Source organism: Lentzea sp. NPDC055074 (genome assembly GCF_053608005.1).
The window spans coordinates 1-18,452 of record NZ_JBSGUQ010000003.1 but is presented as its reverse complement, the minus strand read 5'-3'; the positions used below and the strand labels follow the sequence as shown (position 1 = coordinate 18,452).

Sequence of the window (18,452 nt, the reverse complement as noted above, 5' to 3'; positions counted from 1 at the left end):
TCAGATCACTTCCTTGAAGATCTCGTCCAGCGTGGGCACGACGGGCGTGAACGAGCGGACCTCGCCGCGGTCCAGCGCCGCCCTGAGCACCTGCTGGGGTTCCGCCTCGAACACCGCGCGCGGCCCGTCGAGGTCGAGGATCGTCACGCCGGGCACGTCGCGGACCCAGCCCGCGTCCTGTTCGACGACGATCTCGTAGCGCTCACCGGCGTGCCGGGCTCGCAGCTCCTCGCGGGACCCGTTCGCCGCGATCCGGCCCTTCGAGATGATCACGACGTCGTCGCAGAGCCGTTCCACGATGGCCAGCTGGTGGCTCGAGAACAGCACCGGCACGCCGTTGGCGGCGCGCTTGCGCAGCACGTCCAGCACGGTCTCGACGGCGATCGGGTCGAGGCCGGAGAACGGCTCGTCGAGGATCAGCACGTCCGGGTCGTGCACCAGCGCGGCCGCGATCTGCACCCGCTGCTGGTTGCCGAGCGACAGCTCCTCCAGCCGGTCGCCGGCCCGCCCGGTCAGCTCCAGGTCCTCGAGCAGCTCGTCGGTGTTGCGCTGCGCGGTCTCCCGGTCGACGCCGTGCAACCGCGCCAGCCACGTGATCTGGTCGCGCACCTTCATCTTCGGGTAGAGCCCGCGTTCCTCGGGCATGTAACCGAAGTCCGGCCGGTTGTCCGACCGGACCTCGGTCCCCTTCCAGCTCACCGAGCCCCCGTGCGCGGCGAGCACCCCCAGCACGATGCGCATCGTGGTCGTCTTGCCCGACCCGTTGGCGCCCAGGAAGCCCGTCATCCGGCCGGGCCGGACGTCGAAGCTCACCTCGTCGAGCACCTTGTGATCGCCGAAGCTCCGGCTGATCCCCCTGACAGTCAACATGGGGAGAACGGTAGGTCGTGACGATCAAGATCGCGTCCGCCGCGCGGCATCATCCTCGCGGAGGACCCCTTACGGGCTAACGTGCCCGCATGACCTTCCGTTTGGCCGCGTACGCCGTCAGCATCGAGAACGACCGCGTGCTGCTCGTCCGATGTGTGTCGACGTACGGAGAAGACCACTGGTCGTTGCCCGGCGGGGCGGTGGAGCACTGCGAGGACCCGTTCGACGCGGTGGTCCGCGAGGTCGCCGAGGAGACGGGCTGCACCGGCGAGGTCGAGCGCCTGCTGGGCGTGGACTCCCGGGTCGTGCCCGCCGACGAACGCCACCTGTCCGAGCTGGGGCCGCACCAGAACATCGGCGTCTTCTACCAGGTCCGGATCACCGGCGAACCGCGCCCGGAACCGAACGGGGCCACCATCGATCCTGTGTGGACACCGCTCGCCGACGTGACGGGGCTGCGCCGGTCCTCACTGGTCGACGTCGGACTGGCCCTCGTGCGGGGGAAGCCGCCGACCGGGCACGTCGCCGCGGTCCCGGTCGGCGGCCTGGTCCAGCACTAACGCGCGCCCGCCGTCACTCCCAGCCGGTGGCCGCCCGTGTAGACGTTCATCGACGTGCCGCGCAGGAACCCGACGAGCGTCACGCCCATCTCCTCCGCGAGGTCGGCGGCGAGCGACGACGGCGCGGAGACCGCGGTGAGCACCGGGATGCCCGCCATGACCGCCTTCTGCACCAGTTCGAACGACGCCCGCCCGCTCACCTGCAGCACGGTGCTCGTCAGCGGCAGACGCCCCTTGCGGGTGGCCCAGCCGACGACCTTGTCGACCGCGTTGTGCCGGCCGACGTCCTCGCGCAGGCACAGCAGGTTGCCCTGCGCGTCGAACAGGCCGGCCGCGTGCAGGCCACCGGTGCGGTCGAAGACCCGTTGCGCGGCACGGAGCTTCACCGGGAACTCCGTGATCGTCTTCGGGTCGAGGCGGATCGGGTCCGCCGCCACCTGCCAGGTCGCGACCGTGCGCACGGCGTCGAGGCTCGCCTTGCCGCACAAGCCGCAGGACGAGGTGGTGTAGAAGTTGCGCTCGATCGACGGGTCGGGTGGCGCGACGCCGTCCGCGAGTCCGACGTCGAGCACGTTGTAGGTGTTGCCGCCGTCGGCCGTGGCGCCCGCGCAGTAGCGGATCGACACGATGTCCGACGGCGAGCGCACCACTCCCTCGCTGACCAGGAACCCCGCGGCCAGGTCGAAGTCGTCACCCGGCGTGCGCATGGTCACGGCGAGGGACTTGCCCCGCACGCGGATCTCCAGCGGCTCCTCGACCGCCAGCGTGTCCGGCCGCACGGTGACCGCGTCGTCCACCAGCCGCACCACGCGCCGCCTGCTCGTCACTCGTCCCATGGCCTGCCTCCCTGCAGATCGCGACGCACTCGTCGAGCAGCCGCCGCAGCACCTCGTCCCCGGACATCGCCCTGACCGCCCTGGCCACGACCCAGTCGCGCGGCCACCACCGGGGCACGACGATCCCGGCCCTCCACGCGCAATGCGCGACCAGGCGGCGTGCGGGCGCTTTCTCCGTACCGATCACCTTGGTGGCGAAGGGAAGAAGCTTGTGCCGTCCCTCCTCAGTGGACTGGTCGTTGACGCACCGCGCCACGCACGCCAGCACCGGATGCACACACGCGGGCCGGTCCGACCACACCTCGCCCGCGAGCACGGACGTCAGTTCCATCAGGCAACAGCCGTCCGCCGGCGTCCGGTGCCAGCCCTTGGCGAGCCGCGGCACCCGACTCACAGGCGAGGCCTTCCCGGCTGCGACAGGTGCCCGGTGAGCACCGCGCCCGCCAGCCCGAGCACACCCGCGGCGATGAACGCGAACGTGTGCCCCTGCGAGGCGAGGACGATCGCGGCGATCAACGCCCCCGCGGCCTTCGCCGTGTAGAGCACGCCGAAGTTCTGAGCACCGTTCGTCTCGCCGAAGTACTCCCTCGTCACGCCGACGAGCAACGAGTAACAACACCCGGTGCCAAGACCCGCGAGCGTGGCGCCGATGAGCAACCCGGGCACGTTCTGGCTGTACAGCAACACGAACTGCGCCAGCCCGCCCGTCGCCAACGTCCAGACCAGCGCCTTCCTGCGCCCGATCCGGTCCGAGATCCACCCGACCAGCACCCGTCCGGTACCCGTCGCCGCAGCCAGCGTGGCCAGTGCGACAACACCGAGCACCCTGTCGCCGACGAACAACGGCAGGTACGCCAGGTCGTAGAGAGATACCGCCGCCGCGAACGCCACACCGCCGTACAGCCACCAGAACGTGCCGCACCGCATGGCCTCGTGCGTCTTGAATTCCTTGAGCGCAGAACGGTTCGGTACCCGCGCACGATCCAGCGCCCACTCGCGCGGCGGGATGTGCGGCGGCCACCAGTGTCCGGGCGGGTCCTTCATCAACGCGCCCGCCACCGCCAGGACGGCAGCGATCGCGATCCCCGCCTGCACCAGGAACCCGCCACCGAAGAAGAGCCCGGCGGCCAGCACGAACGGCACCGACCCGTACGCGAACGCGCCGCTGACGAACGCGACCTTCCGCGTCACCCGCTCCGGGTACCAGAGGACGACCGTGCTCACGCAGGTCGCGTAGACGAGCCCCGCGCCGATGCCGCCGAGAACCGCGTACCCGACCAGCTGGTCCTGTCCGAGCGTGATCAGCCCGGCGCCGCACAGGGCAGCCCCGATCCACATCGCACCTGACGACGTGAGGCGCTTCTGGTCTCTCAGCCAGGCCGCCGGAAACGCCGTGCCGGCCTGACAGACCGTCCACAAAGCCAGTGCCCAGAACAACTCCGGCACACTCCACCGGTCCTGCAACTGAGGAATGAGCGCCCCGAACCCGTACTGCCCGATGCCGGCCGCGAGCATCGCCGCCCAAGCGGCCCACAGCACCGTGCGACGCGAACGCCCCGACGCCTCGACGTCGGTCTCCCCCACCCGGTAGAGCCTGCCGACGTGATCACGTACGTAAGTCGCGACTGGCATGCCCTTCACTCCGTCCCGAGGATTGCATACAGTATCCGGTAGGCTATACCACGGGAGCCCTGATGAACATGCCTTGGACGCTGGCCCGCCAGACGGCCCGCGATGCGGTGAAGCCTTTGGACGCCGTCGAGCTCGCCCTGCCTGATGCCCTCGGGCTGGCCTTGGCGTCGGCGGTGCGGGCGTTGGCCGGTCAGCCGGCCTGTGACACGTCGGCCATGGACGGGTACGCGGTGGCGGGTGCGGCGCCGTGGACCGTCGTCGGCCAGGTAGCTGCCGGGTCGATGCCAGGTCTGGCACTGGGGCGCGGGGAGGCGTTCGGGGTGGCCACCGGGGCGCCGGTGCCGGACGGAGCGGATTTCGTGCTACCGGTGGAGCGATGTTCTGTCGATGGCGCACTGCTGCGCGAGGCCACCTTGTCCGGATGTCGCCGCCTACGCCGCGGTCCTGACCCTGCTCCACCCACTGCTGCGAACCCTGGGCGGCCACACCGCCACCCCACCGGTCACCGCCTGGCTGGGCGACACGAACGCCCACCCCGTGGACACCCGCCTGATCCCGGTGACCAGGTCCGGCACCCTCGCCACCCCGGTAGGCCACGACCGGCCGGGCTCCCTGTGGGGCGCGGCGCTGGCGGACGCGATGGCGATCGTTCCGCCGAGGCACGAGGGAGGCGAGGTGGAGGTGCTCACTTGCGGGAACGCCAGCTGACCTTCGAAGACCCCGCCTCGGGCGCGTCCTTCACCACGGTCCGCACCGGCAACCCGAGGAACTCGCCGAACCGCCCGATGTGATCCACGAGCCGGTCGACGTCGAACCCCGGCAGCGGCCGCAGCTCCACGTCGACCGAGGTCTTCTTCATGACACGACGCCAAAGCCCGGCGATCTGCCCGTCCTCGATCAGGGCCGCGTGGAACATGCCGTTGTAGGTGGAGATCGGGATCTCGTCGTACCGGGTGAAGAACGCGCCGCGGTCCTTGTAGCCGATCAGAAGCTCGTCGTAGGCGGGCAGCACGAACGCGCCCGAGCCCGGCGCCAGGTCCGGCGGCAGCCAGTACTCCTTGCCGTCGAACGTCTCGCGCACCAGCGACGACTTCACCGCTTCCAACCCTCGGGAAGCCTCGCGAACGCCGATCCCGCACCAGTTGGCGAAGTCCGCCAGCGTCGCCGGGCCGTGGCTGCCGAAGTAGCGCGACGCCAGGACGGCCATCGCCTCGTCAGCGTCCAAAGAACGTTGGTGTGGCGCCCATTCGTCCAGCAGCACGAAGGTCTGCTCCTTGCCGCGGGGAGGGCCCGGCACGACCAGACCCTCCTGGGCCAGGTGGATGAACGTGAAGTAACTCTGCTGCCGGTCGTCCGGAATGCCGACGCCCGCCATGAGAGAGATCATCTCGCGCCGGGTGAGGCAGCCGCCGCCGGTCAGGGCTTCGACGAACGTCTTGCGCGCCAACGACATCAGCTCGGGCGTCATGTGGTGGTACGCCCAGGCCTTCGGGGTGAGCCTGGCCAGGTCGCGGGCGCCGAACAGGCCCAGCATCCACCGGACGTCCTCGGCCAGGACGTAGTGGATCGTGCCTCGCATCAGCCACGTGCGGACCACACGGCCGGACTGCAGGGCCGACTCGACGTCAGCTATGCGCGCGTCGGCGGTGCGCAGGCCGATCGCCCAGAGAGACTGGCCGTAGTCCTGGCCCTGCATGGCTCCCAGCGAGCGGACCACGTCCTCCGCCGACCGGAGCCGCCCGATGTTGCCGAGGCGCAGCGCCGCGATGTCCATCGGGCCAGTCTCACCGACCTCGCTCCAGTCCCGCTCAAGCGGGCCAGCAGCCCGTGTAGCCCTCGGCCAGGTAGCGCGAGCCCGACTCCGAGCCGACCACCGAGGCCAGCTCGCCGAGCTGCCTGCGCACGTCGAAGTCCGTCGCGGCGGGCAGGGCGTGCAGCATCGTGGTCATCCAGTACGAGAAGTGCTGCGCCTTCCACACCCGGTCGAGCGCGCGCGGGCCGTACTCGTCGAGGGCGTCGCGGTCGCCCTTGAGCAACGCGCGTTCGATCACCTCGCTGAGCACGCTCACGTCGGCCAGTGCCAGGTTCAGGCCCTTGGCGCCGGTCGGCGGCACGGTGTGGGCGGCGTCGCCGGCGAGCAGAAGACTGCGGTGGCGCATGGGTTCCGCGACGAACGACCGGAAGCGCAGCACCGTCTTCTCGGTGATCGGGCCTTCCTTCAACACGAACCCGTCGGGGCCCGCGACCCGCGACTGCAGCTCCTCCCAGATCCGGTCGTCGGACCACGCGGCGGCGTCGGTCTCCGGGTCGCACTGGAAGTACATGCGCTGGTGGGTCTCGGTGCGCTGGCTGATCAGGGCGAACCCGCGCGGCGAGTGCGCGTAGACCAGCTCGGGCGCGCTGCGCGGCGCCTCGGTGATGATGCCGAACCAGGCGAACGGGTACTCGCGGGAACTGTGCCTGCGCAACGCCTCCGGCACCTCGGCGCGGCAGATCGACCGGGAACCGTCCGCTCCGACGAGCAGGTCGCAGCGCACCTCCTGGGCCACCCCGTCGCTGTCGGTGAACCGGATCGCGGGCGCCGTGACGTCGACGGACGTGTCGCTGACGCCGAACCGCACGTCGCCGCCGTCGCGTTCGCGGGCGTTCGCCAGGTCCACGAACACGTCGGTCTGCGGGTAGAGCCAGACCGACTCGCCCACCAGGGCCTTGAAGTCGACGCGGTGGCTCTCGCCGCTGAACCGCAGGTCGATGCCCTCGTGCGGATGTCCTTCGCGCAGCACCCGGTCCGACACCCCGGTGTCGGCGAGCAGCCGCGCGCTGTCGGCTTCCAGAATGCCGGCGCGCACGGTGTTCTCGATCTCCGTGCGCGTTCTGTTGTCGATCACCACGCTGTCGATCCCGTTGAGGGACAACAGGTGCGAGAGCATCAGCCCCGCCGGCCCCGCACCGACGATGCCGACCTGCGTGCGCGTCATGAAAGCTCCTTGGTGAGCGGGAAGGGTGCGAGGGTCACGGGCGCTCCTCCAGGACCTGCCGTGCCACCGAGAAGGCGTGGTTCGCGGCGGGCACCCCGCAGTAGATGGCACTCTGCAAGATCACCTCACCGATCTCCGCCTCAGTCAGGCCGTTCCGCAACGCCGCGGCGACGTGCAGTTTCAGCTCGTCCCAATGCCCGTGCGCGATCAACGCCGTCAGGGTGATGGCGCTGCGCGTGCGCCGGTCGAGCCCGGGCCGCGTCCACACCTCACCCCACGCGTACTTCGTGATGAACTCCTGAAAGTCGTGAGTGAACTCGTCCGGCGCCGCCCTGTCCACATGTGCGTCGCCGAGAACCTCACGCCGGACCTTCATTCCGTCGTCGTACGACACCGCGTCTCCCACCGGTTCACCGCCTCGTCCACGAACACCTCGGCCGCTCCCAGGTACGAGCCCGGATCCGTCCCGCCGCCCCGCTCCGCCAGCAGATCTGGAGCGGCCTCGGCAGCGCGCCGCGCCATCACGTCCGCGCGCACCTCGAGTCCCTCCACCAGTTCCGCGGACTGCGAAGCGGCCACCACCACCAGTTCCAGCAGCGCCCGCAGCGCGGGCCACTCCGCGTGCCAGGCTCCGTCCGGCCGCTCGTCCACCGCCCGCGCGGCGCACAGGTGCAGCTGCGCGCCCAGCCCGGGAGCCCGCAGGGCCGCGCTGTTCACCAGCACCGCCAGCACCGGGTTCCGCTTGTGGGGCATGGTCGACGACCCGCCACGCCCGGCCACGAACCCCTCGCGGACCTCGCCGATCTCCGGCCGCCCCAGCGTCAGCAGGTCCGCCGCCATCACGCCGAGCGCGTCGCAGCACCGCACCACCGCGTCACCGAGCCGCGTGACCGGGGCGCGGTAGGTGTGCCAGGGCATCCCCGGCCAGACCAGCCCGAGGTACCCGGCGAACGCCGTGGCCGACGCGACGGGATCCTCGACGCGCGACAACGTCCCCGCCGCTCCCCCGCACTGCACCGGCAGGCCCGAGGCCACGGACTCCAGCTCGTCGAGCGCGTCGAGCACCCCCACGAGCCACCGCGCGGCCTTGAGCCCGAACGTGATCGGCACGGCGTGCTGCGTCAACGTCCGCCCCGCCATCACGCTGGTCCGGTGCTCACGAGCCAGCCCGGCCAGCGCGCCGGCGGTCCGTCCCAGATCCGCCGCGACCTGCCGCAAGGTCCCGCGTGCCAGCACCATCAACGCGGAGTCGAGCACGTCCTGGCTGGTCAGTCCGGTGTGGACGGACGAGGAGACCCGCGCCCGCAGGGCCGAGACCAGCGGCAGCACCGGGTTGCCCGCCGCCTCCACCTCGACGGGGTCCAGCGAGGGGACCCAGTCGCCCAGGGTCAGGGGCTCGCCGAGCACACGGGCCCAGGCGGCCTCCACCTCCAGCATCGCCCGCACGAGAGCGGTGTCGTCGACGAGGCCGGCCGCGCGATGAGAACCAGGGAGCACGATCACGTCCGCGGGAACTTGAAGAACACGGTCTCGGACGGCCCCTGCAGGTGGATGTCGAACCGCAGGCGCCCGTCGTCCTCGCGTGAGGAGAGCAGTCCGTCCACGGCGTCCGAGGCGTCGGGCAGGTAGATGCGCGTGAACAACCGGTCGAGCAGCCCTCGTGCGAACACCGTCACCGCGAAGAACGGCAGCCCGGGCTCGACGGTGCTGAACCAGTAGTGCCCGGCGCCGTCGGTGCAGGACCGGCCCCAGCCCGTGAACCCGGCACCGCGCCGCCGCAGCGACCCGCCGGCCCGCGGCACGACCCCCGCGGCGTCGGACTGGCGGATCTCGATCATCGCGTCCGGCACGGGATCACCCGCGCCGTCGAAGACGTGGCCGTGCAGCACCACGGACCCGGCCGCGCCGAACGGCACGAGCTCGGAGTCGCCGGGGAACGCGAGCGCGTGGTGGAAGAACGGGCCGACGGTCTGGCCGGGGGTGGCGTCAGTCATCGGACGGCTCCAGGTAGGTCGCGTGGCTTCCGGTCAACACGATGTCCCACCGGTAGCCGAGCAGCCACTCGTGCTCCGACTGCGAGTGGTCGTACGACGCGATCAGCCGGGCCAGTGCGGCGGGATCGGTGATCGACTGCGCGATCGGGTCCAGCGCCAGCAGCTGGTCGCCGGGGAAGTACATCTGCGTGATCAGCCGCTGGGTGAAGTCGGTGCCGAACAACGAGAAGTGGATGTGCGCGGGCCGCCAGGCGTTGTGGTGGTTGCGCCACGGGTAGGGGCCCGGCTTGATCGACGTGAACGAGTACCAGCCGTCGTCGTCGGTCAGGCACCGGCCGACGCCGTGGAAGTTCGGGTCGAGCGGCGCCGGGTGTTGGTCGCCCTGGTGCGAGTAGCGGCCGGCGGCGTTGGCCTGCCAGATCTCGACGAGCTGGCGGCGCACCGGGCGTCCGTCGCCGTCGAGCACGCGGCCGTGCACGCGGATGCGTTCGCCGATCGGCTCGCCACCGCGCTGCAGGGTCAGATCGGCCTCGACCGCGGCGACGTCGGAGTGGCCGAACACGGGCGCGAGCAGCTCGGCGCCCTCGGGGTCGACGAGCTGCAGCTCCTTGGTGGGGTGGCGCAACGTCGTGCTGCGGTACGGCGCGAAGTCCAGCAGCGGCGCACCTCTCGGTGAGTCGGCCTGGATCTTCGCGATCTCGTCGCTGATCTCGTGCTGGCTGGTCGTCACGCGAAGGAACGGTAGGCAAACGTCTCGCGCGAGTCGACCGCCGCCTTCCGCTGAGCGGAAAGGCACCCGTTAACTTGACACCCCTGAGACGACCGCTCATATTCGAGGAATGCCCAGGGCAAGTGTGCGAGAGCAGATCGTCGACGCTGCGTTCGAGCAGTTCCACCGGCACGGCTACAACGCGTGCGGCGTCAAGCTCATCACCGACAGCGCCAAGGTGCCCAAAGGCTCGTTCTACAACCACTTCGAGAGCAAGGAAGCCCTCGCGCTCGTCGTGATGGACCGCTACGGCGAGACACGGCACCTGGACGAGCTCAGCACGCCGGAGACCGCCCCGCTGACCCGGCTGCGACGCCACTTCGAGGCGCTGGCTCAGGACGTGGTGGACCTCGGTTACGAACGCGGCTGTGTCTTCGGCAACTTCAGCACCGAGGCGGCCGACCACATCCCCGCGATCCGCGACGGCGTCCGGACCGCCTTCGACCTCTGGGCGAACGCTCTCGCCGCGGTCCTCCGCGAGGCCCAGGAGGACGGCACCCTGACGGTCACCCAGAGCCCGGACGCGCTGGCCAGGTTCCTGCTCAACTCCTGGGAGGGCGCCATCGTCGGCGAACGCGCCACCAAGGACGGCTCGTCGTTCGCCGCGTTCTTCACCGTCGCCTTCGAGGTCGTCCTCCGCTGAGCCCCGGCTCCACCGCCGCCGGGGTACCCCTTGACGAATTCTAAGACGACCGGTCATATTGGATTCATGAGCGACATCCACCCCCGGTTCCACACCATCGACGGCCTGTCGATCCGCTACGCCGTCAGCGCCGCGAAGCCCACCGCGTTGCTGCTCAGCCCGTGGCCCGAGAGCATCTACGCCTACGACGCGACGTGGGCGGAGCTGGCCGCGCACGCGAACCTGATCGCGGTCGACCTGCCCGGCTTCGGGCACTCCGAGCTGCGCGAGGACCTGTTGTCCCCCAGCCGGATGGGCGAGTTCGTCGTGCGCATCGCCGACGCGTTCGAGCTCGACCGGCCGCACGTCGTCGGCCCCGACATCGGCACGAGCGCGGTCCTGTTCGCCGCGGCGAAGGCGCCGGACCGGTTCCGCAGCATCGTGGTCGGCAGCGGCGGCGCGCTCTCTCCGACCGACCTGGGCTCACCGCTGCACGAGTGGGTCCACGACGAGGACCTCGCGCCGTACCGGGCGCTGGGCCCGAAGGACGTGGTGACCATCGCGATGGACGCCATCGAGGGCTACGACTTGCCGGACGTGGTGCGGCAGGACTACCTGGCCGCCTATCAGGGCCAGCGGTTCGTCGAGCAGATGGCGTACGTGCGCGCATACCCGGCCGAGCTGCGGAAGCTGGACGAACTGCTGCCGAGCATCACCACGCCCGTCCAGCTGATCAACGGCAAGCGCGACCCGGTCGTGCCGGTGTCCAACGCGGAGCACCTGCACGAGCGGTTGCCGAACAGCGCGCTGGACGTCGTGGACGCCGGGCACTTCGTGTGGGAGGAGAACGCGGACGAGTACGCCCGCGTCGTCACGGCCTGGTGGCAGCGGCACTAACCCGCGGTGCAGGCAGCCCCGTTCACGCTGAACGAGTCGGGCGGCGAGGTGGGACTCGTGGTGGCGCCGTTGAAGCCGAAGGTCACCGAGCCGTCCTTGACGATCAGGGCGTTGTAGCCCGCGTTGGCGACGCTCACCTCGGCCCCGGACTGGGACACCGTCCCGTTCCACAGCTGCGTCACGGTCTCGCCGTCCGCGAACCGCCAGCGCACCGTCCAGCCGTCGACCAGCGCGCCGCTGACGTTGCGCACGGTCACGTCGGCCTGGAACGCGCCGGCCCACTGGTTGGTGATCCGGTAGACCACGACGCAGGTCGAAGCAGGGGGCGTGGCCGTCGACGAGGGCGGTGGCGCGGTCGACGCCGGACAGTCCCCCAGCGCCCACAGGCCGAGTTTCGCCTGCGACGCCTTGCTCTCCGCCTCGACCAGCGGGCCACCGTCCACCCCGGAGACGCGGAGGAAGCCGTACTGCACCGCGAGCAACGCGTAGTCGGTGCCGTCGGGCAGCGCCAGCGACACCTCGCCGGGCGTGATGCTGCTCACCCGGACTTCCTTGTCCAGCAACGTCTTCGTGGCGAAGTCGAGAGCGGCGGCCGCCGTGCACGCCGAGGGTTCGGCCAGCAGCGAGATGCGAGCGCGCGTGCCGTTCGCCAGCTCGACGGTGCGGCCGTCCACAACGGTGCGCACCTTTGTGGACGGCTCTTGCGCTGTCACGTCAGGAGAAGAGGCGTTCGGTGCGGGGACGGGCCTGCCGTCCTGCGAGGCCGTGCACCCGGCCACGAGCAAGGTCAACAGCACCAACAAGTGCTTCCGTGCTGCCATTGGACAAATCTATCGCCGGAGGCAGCGTCCGCAATCGGCTGTTCGGAGTTGATCAACTCGGGCTTTCGGAGTCGTGGGCCGCGCGACGCCTCCGGATGTGCGAACGTGGGGTGGCCACAGTTGCGCGGATGGTTCCCTGCCGTTCATCGGCTCGTGGTGCTCGACCGATTGGATCACGACATACCTCGTTCCCTGCCGATGGAGGTCTGAAGTGCGCTCCCCGCACCAGCACCGGACACGTCGCCTGTTCGCCGCCCTCGCCGTCGTCGCGTCCGTTCTCGGCGTGACCACGGCCGTCGCTCCCGCGGCCGGCGCCGCCGTCTACAACTCCTGCACGCAGTCGCGCTGCGACGCGGCCCGGTCCGCCAACACCACGTGGAAGTCCAAGAGCTACCCGAGCACGCGGGGCTGGAACAGCTGGCCGAACGGCCAGTGCAACTACGCGGGCGGCGTGCACCAGAACCGCGAGGGCCAGCTCCCGGCCGGCCACAGCTACCTGGAGTTCGACGTCTACCCGCGTGCCTGCAACGCGTCCTGGGACGCGTACCGGATCATCGTCGACCGCACGGCCGGCACGGTCTACTTCTCGCCCGACCACTACAAGAACTTCTACCGCCTCTGAGCCTCACCGGGTGCTGCGGTCGATCCACGACCGCAGCGCCCACCAGGTGTGCAGCGTCGCCAGCACGTGCGACCGCCCCGAGTCCGGGTTCTCGCCGAGGTCGGCGTCGGTCAGCTCCACCAGCCGGTCGAGCCGGTACCGCACGGTGTTCGCGTGGATGTGCAACGCCGTGGCCGTCGCGCTGAGCCGGCCGCCGTTGTCGAGGTAGCACAACGCCGTCACCACCATCTCGTGGTGGAACGTGCTCTTCGGGTCGAGCTGCCCGAGCAGCGAGTCCGCGAGTGTCTCCGCCAGCCGGGGGTACGCCGCGAGAGCGGTCTCACCAGCGAGGTCCACGAGACGCTGCACGCCCAGGGAGGCTCCCGCCGCCGCCAGGGCCTGCGTGCACATCGAGTACGTCCCGCGCAACGACTTCAGCGCGGTCGCCGGTGACACCACGAGCAGGTCGTCCGACCACGACGGCGGCACGTGCGTGAGCCCCGCCAGCCGTCCCTCGACCAGCCCGTACACCCCGCCGAACGTGTGCAGCCGCTGCTCCAGCGTCCGCGCGTGGCTCGGGTCGGTCACCCCGGACACCACGCAGTGGTACCGGCCGTCGGGACGCAGACCGGTGCGCGCCAGCTCGGAGGCGTCCGGGAAGTCACCGGTCACCAGCAACCGCCGCAGCACCTGGGCGTTGAGGTCGCGGGCCGTGCGGGACAACTGCAGCTCGGCGGTGTGGTAGCCGCTGACGATGTGCCGCTCCACGGCGCCGACGTAGTGGTCGAGGTCGATCATGAAGTCGAGGATCGTGCCGTCGTCGACGCCCAGCGACCGCGCGAGCTCGACGGCCGCCCTGATCAGCTCGGTGCGTCCGGCGTGCACGCCGCGCAGCAGCCCTGCCATCGACACGCCCTGAGCGGCACGATCGGCACCCAGTGACAGCGCGGCGGAGAAGTCGCCGTCGTCGGGCGAGCCGCCGCGTTCGAGGTGCGCGATCCCCTCGGACAGCAGGAACGCGATGTGCCGGCGGTTCTCCTCCGCGGGCAGACGGGCGACCTCCGGCGAGTGGCCCCTGGCCGCGTCGACGACCCGTTCGACCACCTTGTCGTCGGCGGCGACGGCCTCGAGCACCTGGCGGACCATCGCGGACATACCCGGCACGTCGCCTCCGCAAACCCCACGTTGTGTGACGGCCACAACACAGCCGTCGCCGTTTGGTGGCGGGACCCTATCCCCCGCTCTCCGGTTACTGGTTAGTTGCTTTACGCGAGAGTAATTCGCGTTGGCACCACCCTTCAACGAGGAAGGCCCTGGGATGTCAGACCGGAACTTCAGCCGCCGCAACCTCCTTGCCGCGAGCGGCGCGATCGGAGCGATCGCCGCGAGCGGGACCCTGGGGCAGGCCGTCGCCGGAGCGGCGCCGAGAGTCGACGCGGACGTGATCGTCATCGGACACGGCCTGGCGGGGCTCGTGGCGACCTCGGAGCTCGCCGCGTCGGGCCGCAAGGTCCTGCTGCTGGACCAGGAACCCGAGGCCAGCCTGGGTGGACAGGCCTTCTGGTCGCTCGGCGGCCTCTTCTTCGTCAACTCGCAGGAGCAGCGGACCGCGGGCATCAAGGACTCGCTGGAGCTGGCCCGCGCCGACTGGTTCAACACCGCCGGGTTCGACCGCGGCGTGAACGACCCGCTCGGCGAGGACCACTGGGCCGCCAAGTGGGCCGAGGCCTACCTGAACTTCGCCGCCGGCGAGAAGCGCGACTGGCTCTACGGGCTCGGCGTGCGCTGGGTGCCGATCGTCGGCTGGGCCGAGCGCGGCGGGCAGCTCGCGGACGGGCCGGGCAACTCCGTGCCGCGCTTCCACATGACCCTGGGCACCGGCCCCGGCGTCATGGAGCCGTTCGAGAAGAAGGTGCGCGACGCCGTCCGCGACGGCAAGGTCACCTTCAGGTTCCGCCACCAGGTCGACGGTCTGATCACCAGCAACGGCGCCGTCACCGGCGTGCGCGGCAGCCTGCTGGAGGCCAGCAGCGCCGCCCGCGGCACCCCCAGCTCCCGCAAGAAGGTCGGCGACTTCGAGCTGTACGCGCCGATGGTGGTCGTCACCTCCGGAGGCATCGGTGCCAACAAGGATCTGGTGCGCCGCAACTGGCCCGCCCGCCTCGGCCCCGCGCCCCAGCGGCTCGTCACCGGCGTCCCCGCGCACGTCGACGGCAGGATGCTGGCCATCACCGAGCTCGCCGGCGGCCGCCTGGTCAACCGCGACCGCATGTGGCACTACACCGAGGGCATGATCAACCACACGCCGATCTGGCCGGACCACGGCATCCGCGTGCTGGCCGCGCCGTCGTCGCTGTGGCTCGACGCGCGGGGCAAGCGCTTCCCGAACCCCGGCATCCCGTCACTGGACACGCTCGGCACCCTGGAGCTGATCGGCAAGTCCGGCTACGACTACTCGTGGTTCGTGCTCAACAAGAAGATCATCGACAAGGAGTTCGTGCTCTCCGGTTCCGAGCAGAACCCGGAGATCACCGCCAAGAACCTCATCGCCTACCTCGCGATGCGCCTGCTGAACAGCACGCCACCGCCGGTGAAGGCGTTCATGGACAAGGGCGTCGACTTCGTCATCAAGAACAACCTGCCGGACCTCGTCGCCGGGATGAACGCGCTGACCGGCCAGAACCTGATCAACCTGGACGACCTCCGGCGCCAGATCACCATCCGCGACCAGCAGGTCGACAACCCGTTCTCCAAGGACGTCCAGGTGATGGGCATCCGCAACTCGCTGGCGTACAGCGGCGACAGCCTCGCCCGCACCGCCGGCCTGCACAAGCTCCTCGACACCGGCTCCGGCCCGCTGATCGCGATCAGGATGAACATCCTGACCCGCAAGACGCTGGGCGGCCTGCAGACCGACCTGCAGGGCCGGGTCCTCGGCTCGAACGGCCAGCCGATCCGGGGCCTGTACGCCGCGGGCGAGGTGGCCGGTTTCGGTGGCGGCGGCGTGCACGGCTACCGCGCGCTGGAGGGCACGTTCCTGGGCGGCTGCCTGTTCTCCGGACGCGCGGCAGGCCGTGCGGCGGCGGCGGAAAGCGCCTAACGGACCACGATCCCGGGGTCTGCGGTCTCCCCTGTTGACCGCAGACCCCGCACCACCTCCAGCACCTTCTTCACCGACCCGGCCGGCGTCTCGACGGCGGAGTCGAGCACCAGGTGCTCCTCCTCCCACGGCTCCCACAACGAGCGCATGCGCTGCACGTGCACCCACGGAACCGTTGCGTGCCAACCAGGAATCCCCCGGTCACGCCCCTCGACCCGCGACCGGTGCAACTCCTCGTCCGAACACACGCACTCGACCCCGACGACCACACCGCCGAGCCGCTCGACGAGCTCACGCCACCGAGCCCGCTCCTCCCGCGTGTGCCCAGAGGCGTCCACAACGACGTCGATCCCCAGCTGGACGTGCCGCGCGACCAAGGCCGTGAGCTGCAGATCGACCGTCTCCACCGCGTTCTCGTCGGTGATCGCGCGCGCCAGCACCAGCGCCCCCATCACCCAGTCCAGCGAGAAGATCGGCGACCGCAGCTGCCGGGCGACCCCTTCGGCCAGCGTGCTCTTGCCCGCACCGGGACTCCCGAACACCAGCACCACGACACAACTCTCGGAAGAAGGCTCAAGCCCCAGGTAGCGATCCATCATGCAGCCACCTAAACATCGATGTGCGCGCCCATGATGACTGTTCGCTCTCGGGGCAATCCGAAGTGCTCGGCGGCATCCGCCGTGATGTAGGACGTGGCCACGAACAACCGCTTGCGCCACCCGGCCATCGTCCGCGACCGCCCGCGCCGCAACTCGATCTTCGACAGGAAGTACCGAGCCTGCTCGAGGTCCAGCCCGCCCTCCGTGAGAGCAGGATCCAGCAGCGCCAGCGCAGCGGGCACGTCCGGCGTCTCCATGTACCCGAACCGAGCCCGCACGAAGATGATCCCGTCATCGCCGTACCCGAGCTCGTCGACCTCGACCCGCCTCTCCTCGGCCACCCGAGGCACGGGCTCGGTCTCGATGGACACGATCACCACCCGCTCGTGCAACACGTGGTTGTGCTCGACGTTGGCCCGCATCGCAAGCGGCGCGGTCTCCTTGCCCCGGTTCAAGAACACAGCACACCCGGGCACCCGGACGAGCCGCTCCGAGTGCAGCTCCTCGACGAACGCCTGCAACGACCCCTCGGCCTCCCGCCGAGCCTTCGTCACGATCGCCCGCCCGCGCTGCCAGGTGGTCATCACCGTGAACGCGGTCAACCCGATCAACAACGGCAACCACGCCCCGTGCAACAACTTGGTCATGTTGGCAGCCAAGAACAACAGGTCCACGCCGAGCAGAAAGACACACCCGAGCCCAATGGCCCACACAGGCGCCTTGAACCGAACGCGGGCGATGAACAGGAACAACGTCGTGGTGATCGTGATGGTCCCGGTAACAGCCATCCCGAAGGCGAAAGCCAGCGCAGCAGACGTCTGGAACGCGAACACCAACGTCAGCACCGAGATCATCAACACCCAGTTGATCCAGGGCACGTAGATCTGCCCGATGGTCGACTCGGACGTGTGCGCAATCCGCAACCGAGGCAAGTACCCCAACTGCGCAGCCTGCGAGGCCACCGAATACGCCCCGGTGATCACAGCCTGCGAAGCGATCACCGTGGCCGCAGTGGCAAGAACCACCATCGGCCACCGCCCCCACTCGGGCACGAGCAAGAAGAAGGGCCCGCTGACGTTGGCCGGATCCTCCAACACCAGGGCCCCTTGCCCCATGTAGCTCAACACACAGGCCGGAAACACGAGGAACAACCACCCACGAGCAATAGCGGGCCGCCCGAAGTGCCCCATGTCCGCGTACAGGGCCTCAGCACCAGTAACCGCCAACACCACAGCAGCCAAGGCGAAGAACGCAATATCGAAGTGCGCGAACAAAAACCCGACGGCATACGTCGGCAACAACGCCCTCAGGATCTCCGGATGCCCGGCGATCCCCACAACCCCGGCCACACCGATGACCCCGAACCACAGGATCATCACGGGCCCGAAGAACCGCCCGACAACCCCACTCCCCCGCCGCTGCACCAGGAACAACCCCACGATGATCACGGCAGTGATCGGCACGACGAACCGCTCGAGCTCAGGCTCGACCACCTTGAGCCCCTCAACAGCGGACAACACAGAGATGGCAGGCGTGATCATGCTGTCGCCGAAGAACAACGCGGCCCCGAAGATCCCCAACGCAGCAAGAGTCGCAGCAGCCTTGCGCCCCTGCTTGTCCTTCCACCGCCGCAACAAGGTGATCAGCGCCATGATCCCGCCCTCACCATCGTTGTCGACCCGCATGGCCAACAACACGTAGGTGATGGTCACAACGATCATGACCGACCAAAAGATCAACGAAACAACGCCGTAGACGTTGTCCACACTGACCGGCACAGGATGAGGATCAGCGGGGTTGAAGACAGTCTGGATCGTATAAATGGGGCTGGTCCCGATATCACCGAACACGACACCAAGGGCCCCGACGATAACGGCAAGCCGAACGCCATCACCAGCAAGCGAAGCCCGAGAGGGCGAGGAAACCTGCGAACCAGCCACAACAACCCCCTAGACCGCCAGCTGCCCGCAAGATAACCGCACCCCCACCACACCGCTGAGCACGAGCGGGTGATCTTTACGCGATCACAACGCCACCCCACCCAAGCGATGCCGAAGGCGAGCAGTCTTTCCATAAGGGCTGGGCGGTGGGGTCCCATCACGAGTCGCGCCATAGCTCTTGCTGCATGCCTGAGGGGGTGTCAAGCGGACATGCTTTTCGTCCGCTTGACACC

19 protein-coding genes and 1 pseudogene are annotated in these 18,452 nt (G+C 69.6%); 7 read left to right on the top strand and 13 right to left on the bottom strand.

Going from position 1 to position 18,452, the window contains the following annotated elements:
* Positions 1 to 870 carry an ABC transporter ATP-binding protein gene (locus tag ACWF7A_RS07415; RefSeq protein WP_452249587.1) on the bottom strand — a complete coding sequence of 290 codons (870 nt, stop codon included), beginning with the start codon at positions 868 to 870 and terminating at the stop codon, positions 1 to 3.
* 89 nt (positions 871 to 959) lie between these two features.
* Here ACWF7A_RS07415 and ACWF7A_RS07410 point away from each other — a divergent pair, with 89 nt between their 5' ends.
* A complete protein-coding gene (locus tag ACWF7A_RS07410) occupies positions 960 to 1,430 on the top strand; it encodes an NUDIX hydrolase (RefSeq protein ID WP_452249586.1) in 471 nt (156 codons plus the stop codon).
* On the opposite strand, the gene fdhD is transcribed toward ACWF7A_RS07410, so the two are convergent.
* On the bottom strand, positions 1,427 to 2,266 hold the full coding sequence (gene fdhD, locus ACWF7A_RS07405) for a formate dehydrogenase accessory sulfurtransferase FdhD (RefSeq protein WP_452249585.1): 840 nt from the start codon (positions 2,264 to 2,266) through the stop codon (positions 1,427 to 1,429). The genes ACWF7A_RS07410 and fdhD overlap by 4 nt on opposite strands.
* Positions 2,267 to 2,656: 390 nt before the next feature.
* Positions 2,657 to 3,898, bottom strand: coding sequence for an MFS transporter (locus ACWF7A_RS07400; RefSeq protein WP_452249584.1), 1,242 nt, complete (start codon positions 3,896 to 3,898; stop codon positions 2,657 to 2,659).
* A 62-nt stretch (positions 3,899 to 3,960) separates the two neighbouring features.
* Here ACWF7A_RS07400 and ACWF7A_RS07395 point away from each other — a divergent pair.
* Both ACWF7A_RS07395 and ACWF7A_RS07390 read left to right on the top strand, forming a co-directional pair.
* A pseudogene (locus ACWF7A_RS07395) lies at positions 3,961 to 4,227 on the top strand (hypothetical protein); the annotation flags it as partial.
* Positions 4,228 to 4,285: 58 nt separating this feature from the next.
* Complete coding sequence (locus ACWF7A_RS07390) at positions 4,286 to 4,606, top strand: hypothetical protein (protein ID WP_452250163.1); 321 nt, start codon at positions 4,286 to 4,288, stop codon at positions 4,604 to 4,606.
* Here the strand turns inward: ACWF7A_RS07390 and ACWF7A_RS07385 are convergent.
* Genes ACWF7A_RS07385 through pcaH form a run of 6 tightly spaced genes read right to left on the bottom strand, consistent with a single transcriptional unit; the run spans position 4,584 to position 9,600 of the window.
* A complete protein-coding gene (locus ACWF7A_RS07385; protein WP_452249583.1) occupies positions 4,584 to 5,672 on the bottom strand; it encodes a winged helix DNA-binding domain-containing protein in 1,089 nt (362 codons plus the stop codon). The two genes, ACWF7A_RS07390 and ACWF7A_RS07385, sit on opposite strands and share 23 nt — an antisense overlap.
* 34 nt (positions 5,673 to 5,706) lie before the next feature.
* Positions 5,707 to 6,876 (bottom strand): 4-hydroxybenzoate 3-monooxygenase, encoded by a 1,170-nt coding sequence (locus ACWF7A_RS07380; RefSeq protein ID WP_452249582.1) that lies wholly within the window; start codon positions 6,874 to 6,876, stop codon positions 5,707 to 5,709.
* 34 nt (positions 6,877 to 6,910) lie between these two features.
* Entirely contained in the window at positions 6,911 to 7,252 is a 342-nt protein-coding gene (gene pcaC / locus ACWF7A_RS07375; protein WP_452250144.1) for a 4-carboxymuconolactone decarboxylase, read from the bottom strand.
* Positions 7,249 to 8,379, bottom strand: coding sequence for a lyase family protein (locus ACWF7A_RS07370; RefSeq protein ID WP_452249581.1), 1,131 nt, complete (start codon positions 8,377 to 8,379; stop codon positions 7,249 to 7,251). The genes pcaC and ACWF7A_RS07370 overlap by 4 nt, the downstream gene beginning before the upstream one ends.
* Positions 8,376 to 8,870, bottom strand: a complete 495-nt coding sequence (gene pcaG, locus ACWF7A_RS07365; RefSeq protein ID WP_452249580.1) for a protocatechuate 3,4-dioxygenase subunit alpha — start codon at positions 8,868 to 8,870, stop codon at positions 8,376 to 8,378. The genes ACWF7A_RS07370 and pcaG overlap by 4 nt, the downstream gene beginning before the upstream one ends.
* Complete coding sequence (pcaH, locus tag ACWF7A_RS07360; RefSeq protein ID WP_452249579.1) at positions 8,863 to 9,600, bottom strand: protocatechuate 3,4-dioxygenase subunit beta; 738 nt, start codon at positions 9,598 to 9,600, stop codon at positions 8,863 to 8,865. Before pcaH ends, pcaG begins: the two co-directional genes overlap by 8 nt.
* 109 nt (positions 9,601 to 9,709) lie before the next feature.
* Between pcaH and ACWF7A_RS07355 the strand changes: the two genes are divergently transcribed.
* On the top strand, positions 9,710 to 10,282 hold the full coding sequence (locus ACWF7A_RS07355) for a TetR/AcrR family transcriptional regulator (RefSeq protein WP_452249578.1): 573 nt from the start codon (positions 9,710 to 9,712) through the stop codon (positions 10,280 to 10,282).
* Between the two features lie 66 nt (positions 10,283 to 10,348).
* Positions 10,349 to 11,158, top strand: coding sequence for an alpha/beta fold hydrolase (locus ACWF7A_RS07350; protein WP_452249577.1), 810 nt, complete (start codon positions 10,349 to 10,351; stop codon positions 11,156 to 11,158).
* Here the strand turns inward: ACWF7A_RS07350 and ACWF7A_RS07345 are convergent.
* On the bottom strand, positions 11,155 to 11,979 hold the full coding sequence (locus ACWF7A_RS07345; RefSeq protein ID WP_452249576.1) for a cellulose binding domain-containing protein: 825 nt from the start codon (positions 11,977 to 11,979) through the stop codon (positions 11,155 to 11,157). The genes ACWF7A_RS07350 and ACWF7A_RS07345 overlap by 4 nt on opposite strands.
* Positions 11,980 to 12,190: 211 nt before the next feature.
* On the opposite strand from ACWF7A_RS07345, the gene ACWF7A_RS07340 reads away from it, so the two are divergent.
* Positions 12,191 to 12,601 (top strand): ribonuclease domain-containing protein, encoded by a 411-nt coding sequence (locus ACWF7A_RS07340; RefSeq protein WP_452249575.1) that lies wholly within the window; start codon positions 12,191 to 12,193, stop codon positions 12,599 to 12,601.
* A gap of 3 nt (positions 12,602 to 12,604) precedes the next feature.
* Here ACWF7A_RS07340 and ACWF7A_RS07335 read toward each other — a convergent pair whose 3' ends face one another.
* Complete coding sequence (locus tag ACWF7A_RS07335) at positions 12,605 to 13,735, bottom strand: helix-turn-helix domain-containing protein (RefSeq protein WP_452249574.1); 1,131 nt, start codon at positions 13,733 to 13,735, stop codon at positions 12,605 to 12,607.
* Positions 13,736 to 13,898: 163 nt separating this feature from the next.
* On the opposite strand from ACWF7A_RS07335, the gene ACWF7A_RS07330 reads away from it, so the two are divergent.
* Complete coding sequence (locus ACWF7A_RS07330) at positions 13,899 to 15,680, top strand: FAD-binding dehydrogenase (protein WP_452249573.1); 1,782 nt, start codon at positions 13,899 to 13,901, stop codon at positions 15,678 to 15,680.
* Here ACWF7A_RS07330 and ACWF7A_RS07325 read toward each other — a convergent pair.
* Both ACWF7A_RS07325 and ACWF7A_RS07320 read right to left on the bottom strand, forming a co-directional pair.
* Entirely contained in the window at positions 15,677 to 16,279 is a 603-nt protein-coding gene (locus ACWF7A_RS07325; protein ID WP_452249572.1) for an AAA family ATPase, read from the bottom strand. The two genes, ACWF7A_RS07330 and ACWF7A_RS07325, sit on opposite strands and share 4 nt — an antisense overlap.
* Positions 16,280 to 16,287: 8 nt before the next feature.
* Entirely contained in the window at positions 16,288 to 18,219 is a 1,932-nt protein-coding gene (locus tag ACWF7A_RS07320) for a potassium transporter Kup (protein WP_452249571.1), read from the bottom strand.
* Between the last annotated feature and the right edge of the window lie 233 nt (positions 18,220 to 18,452).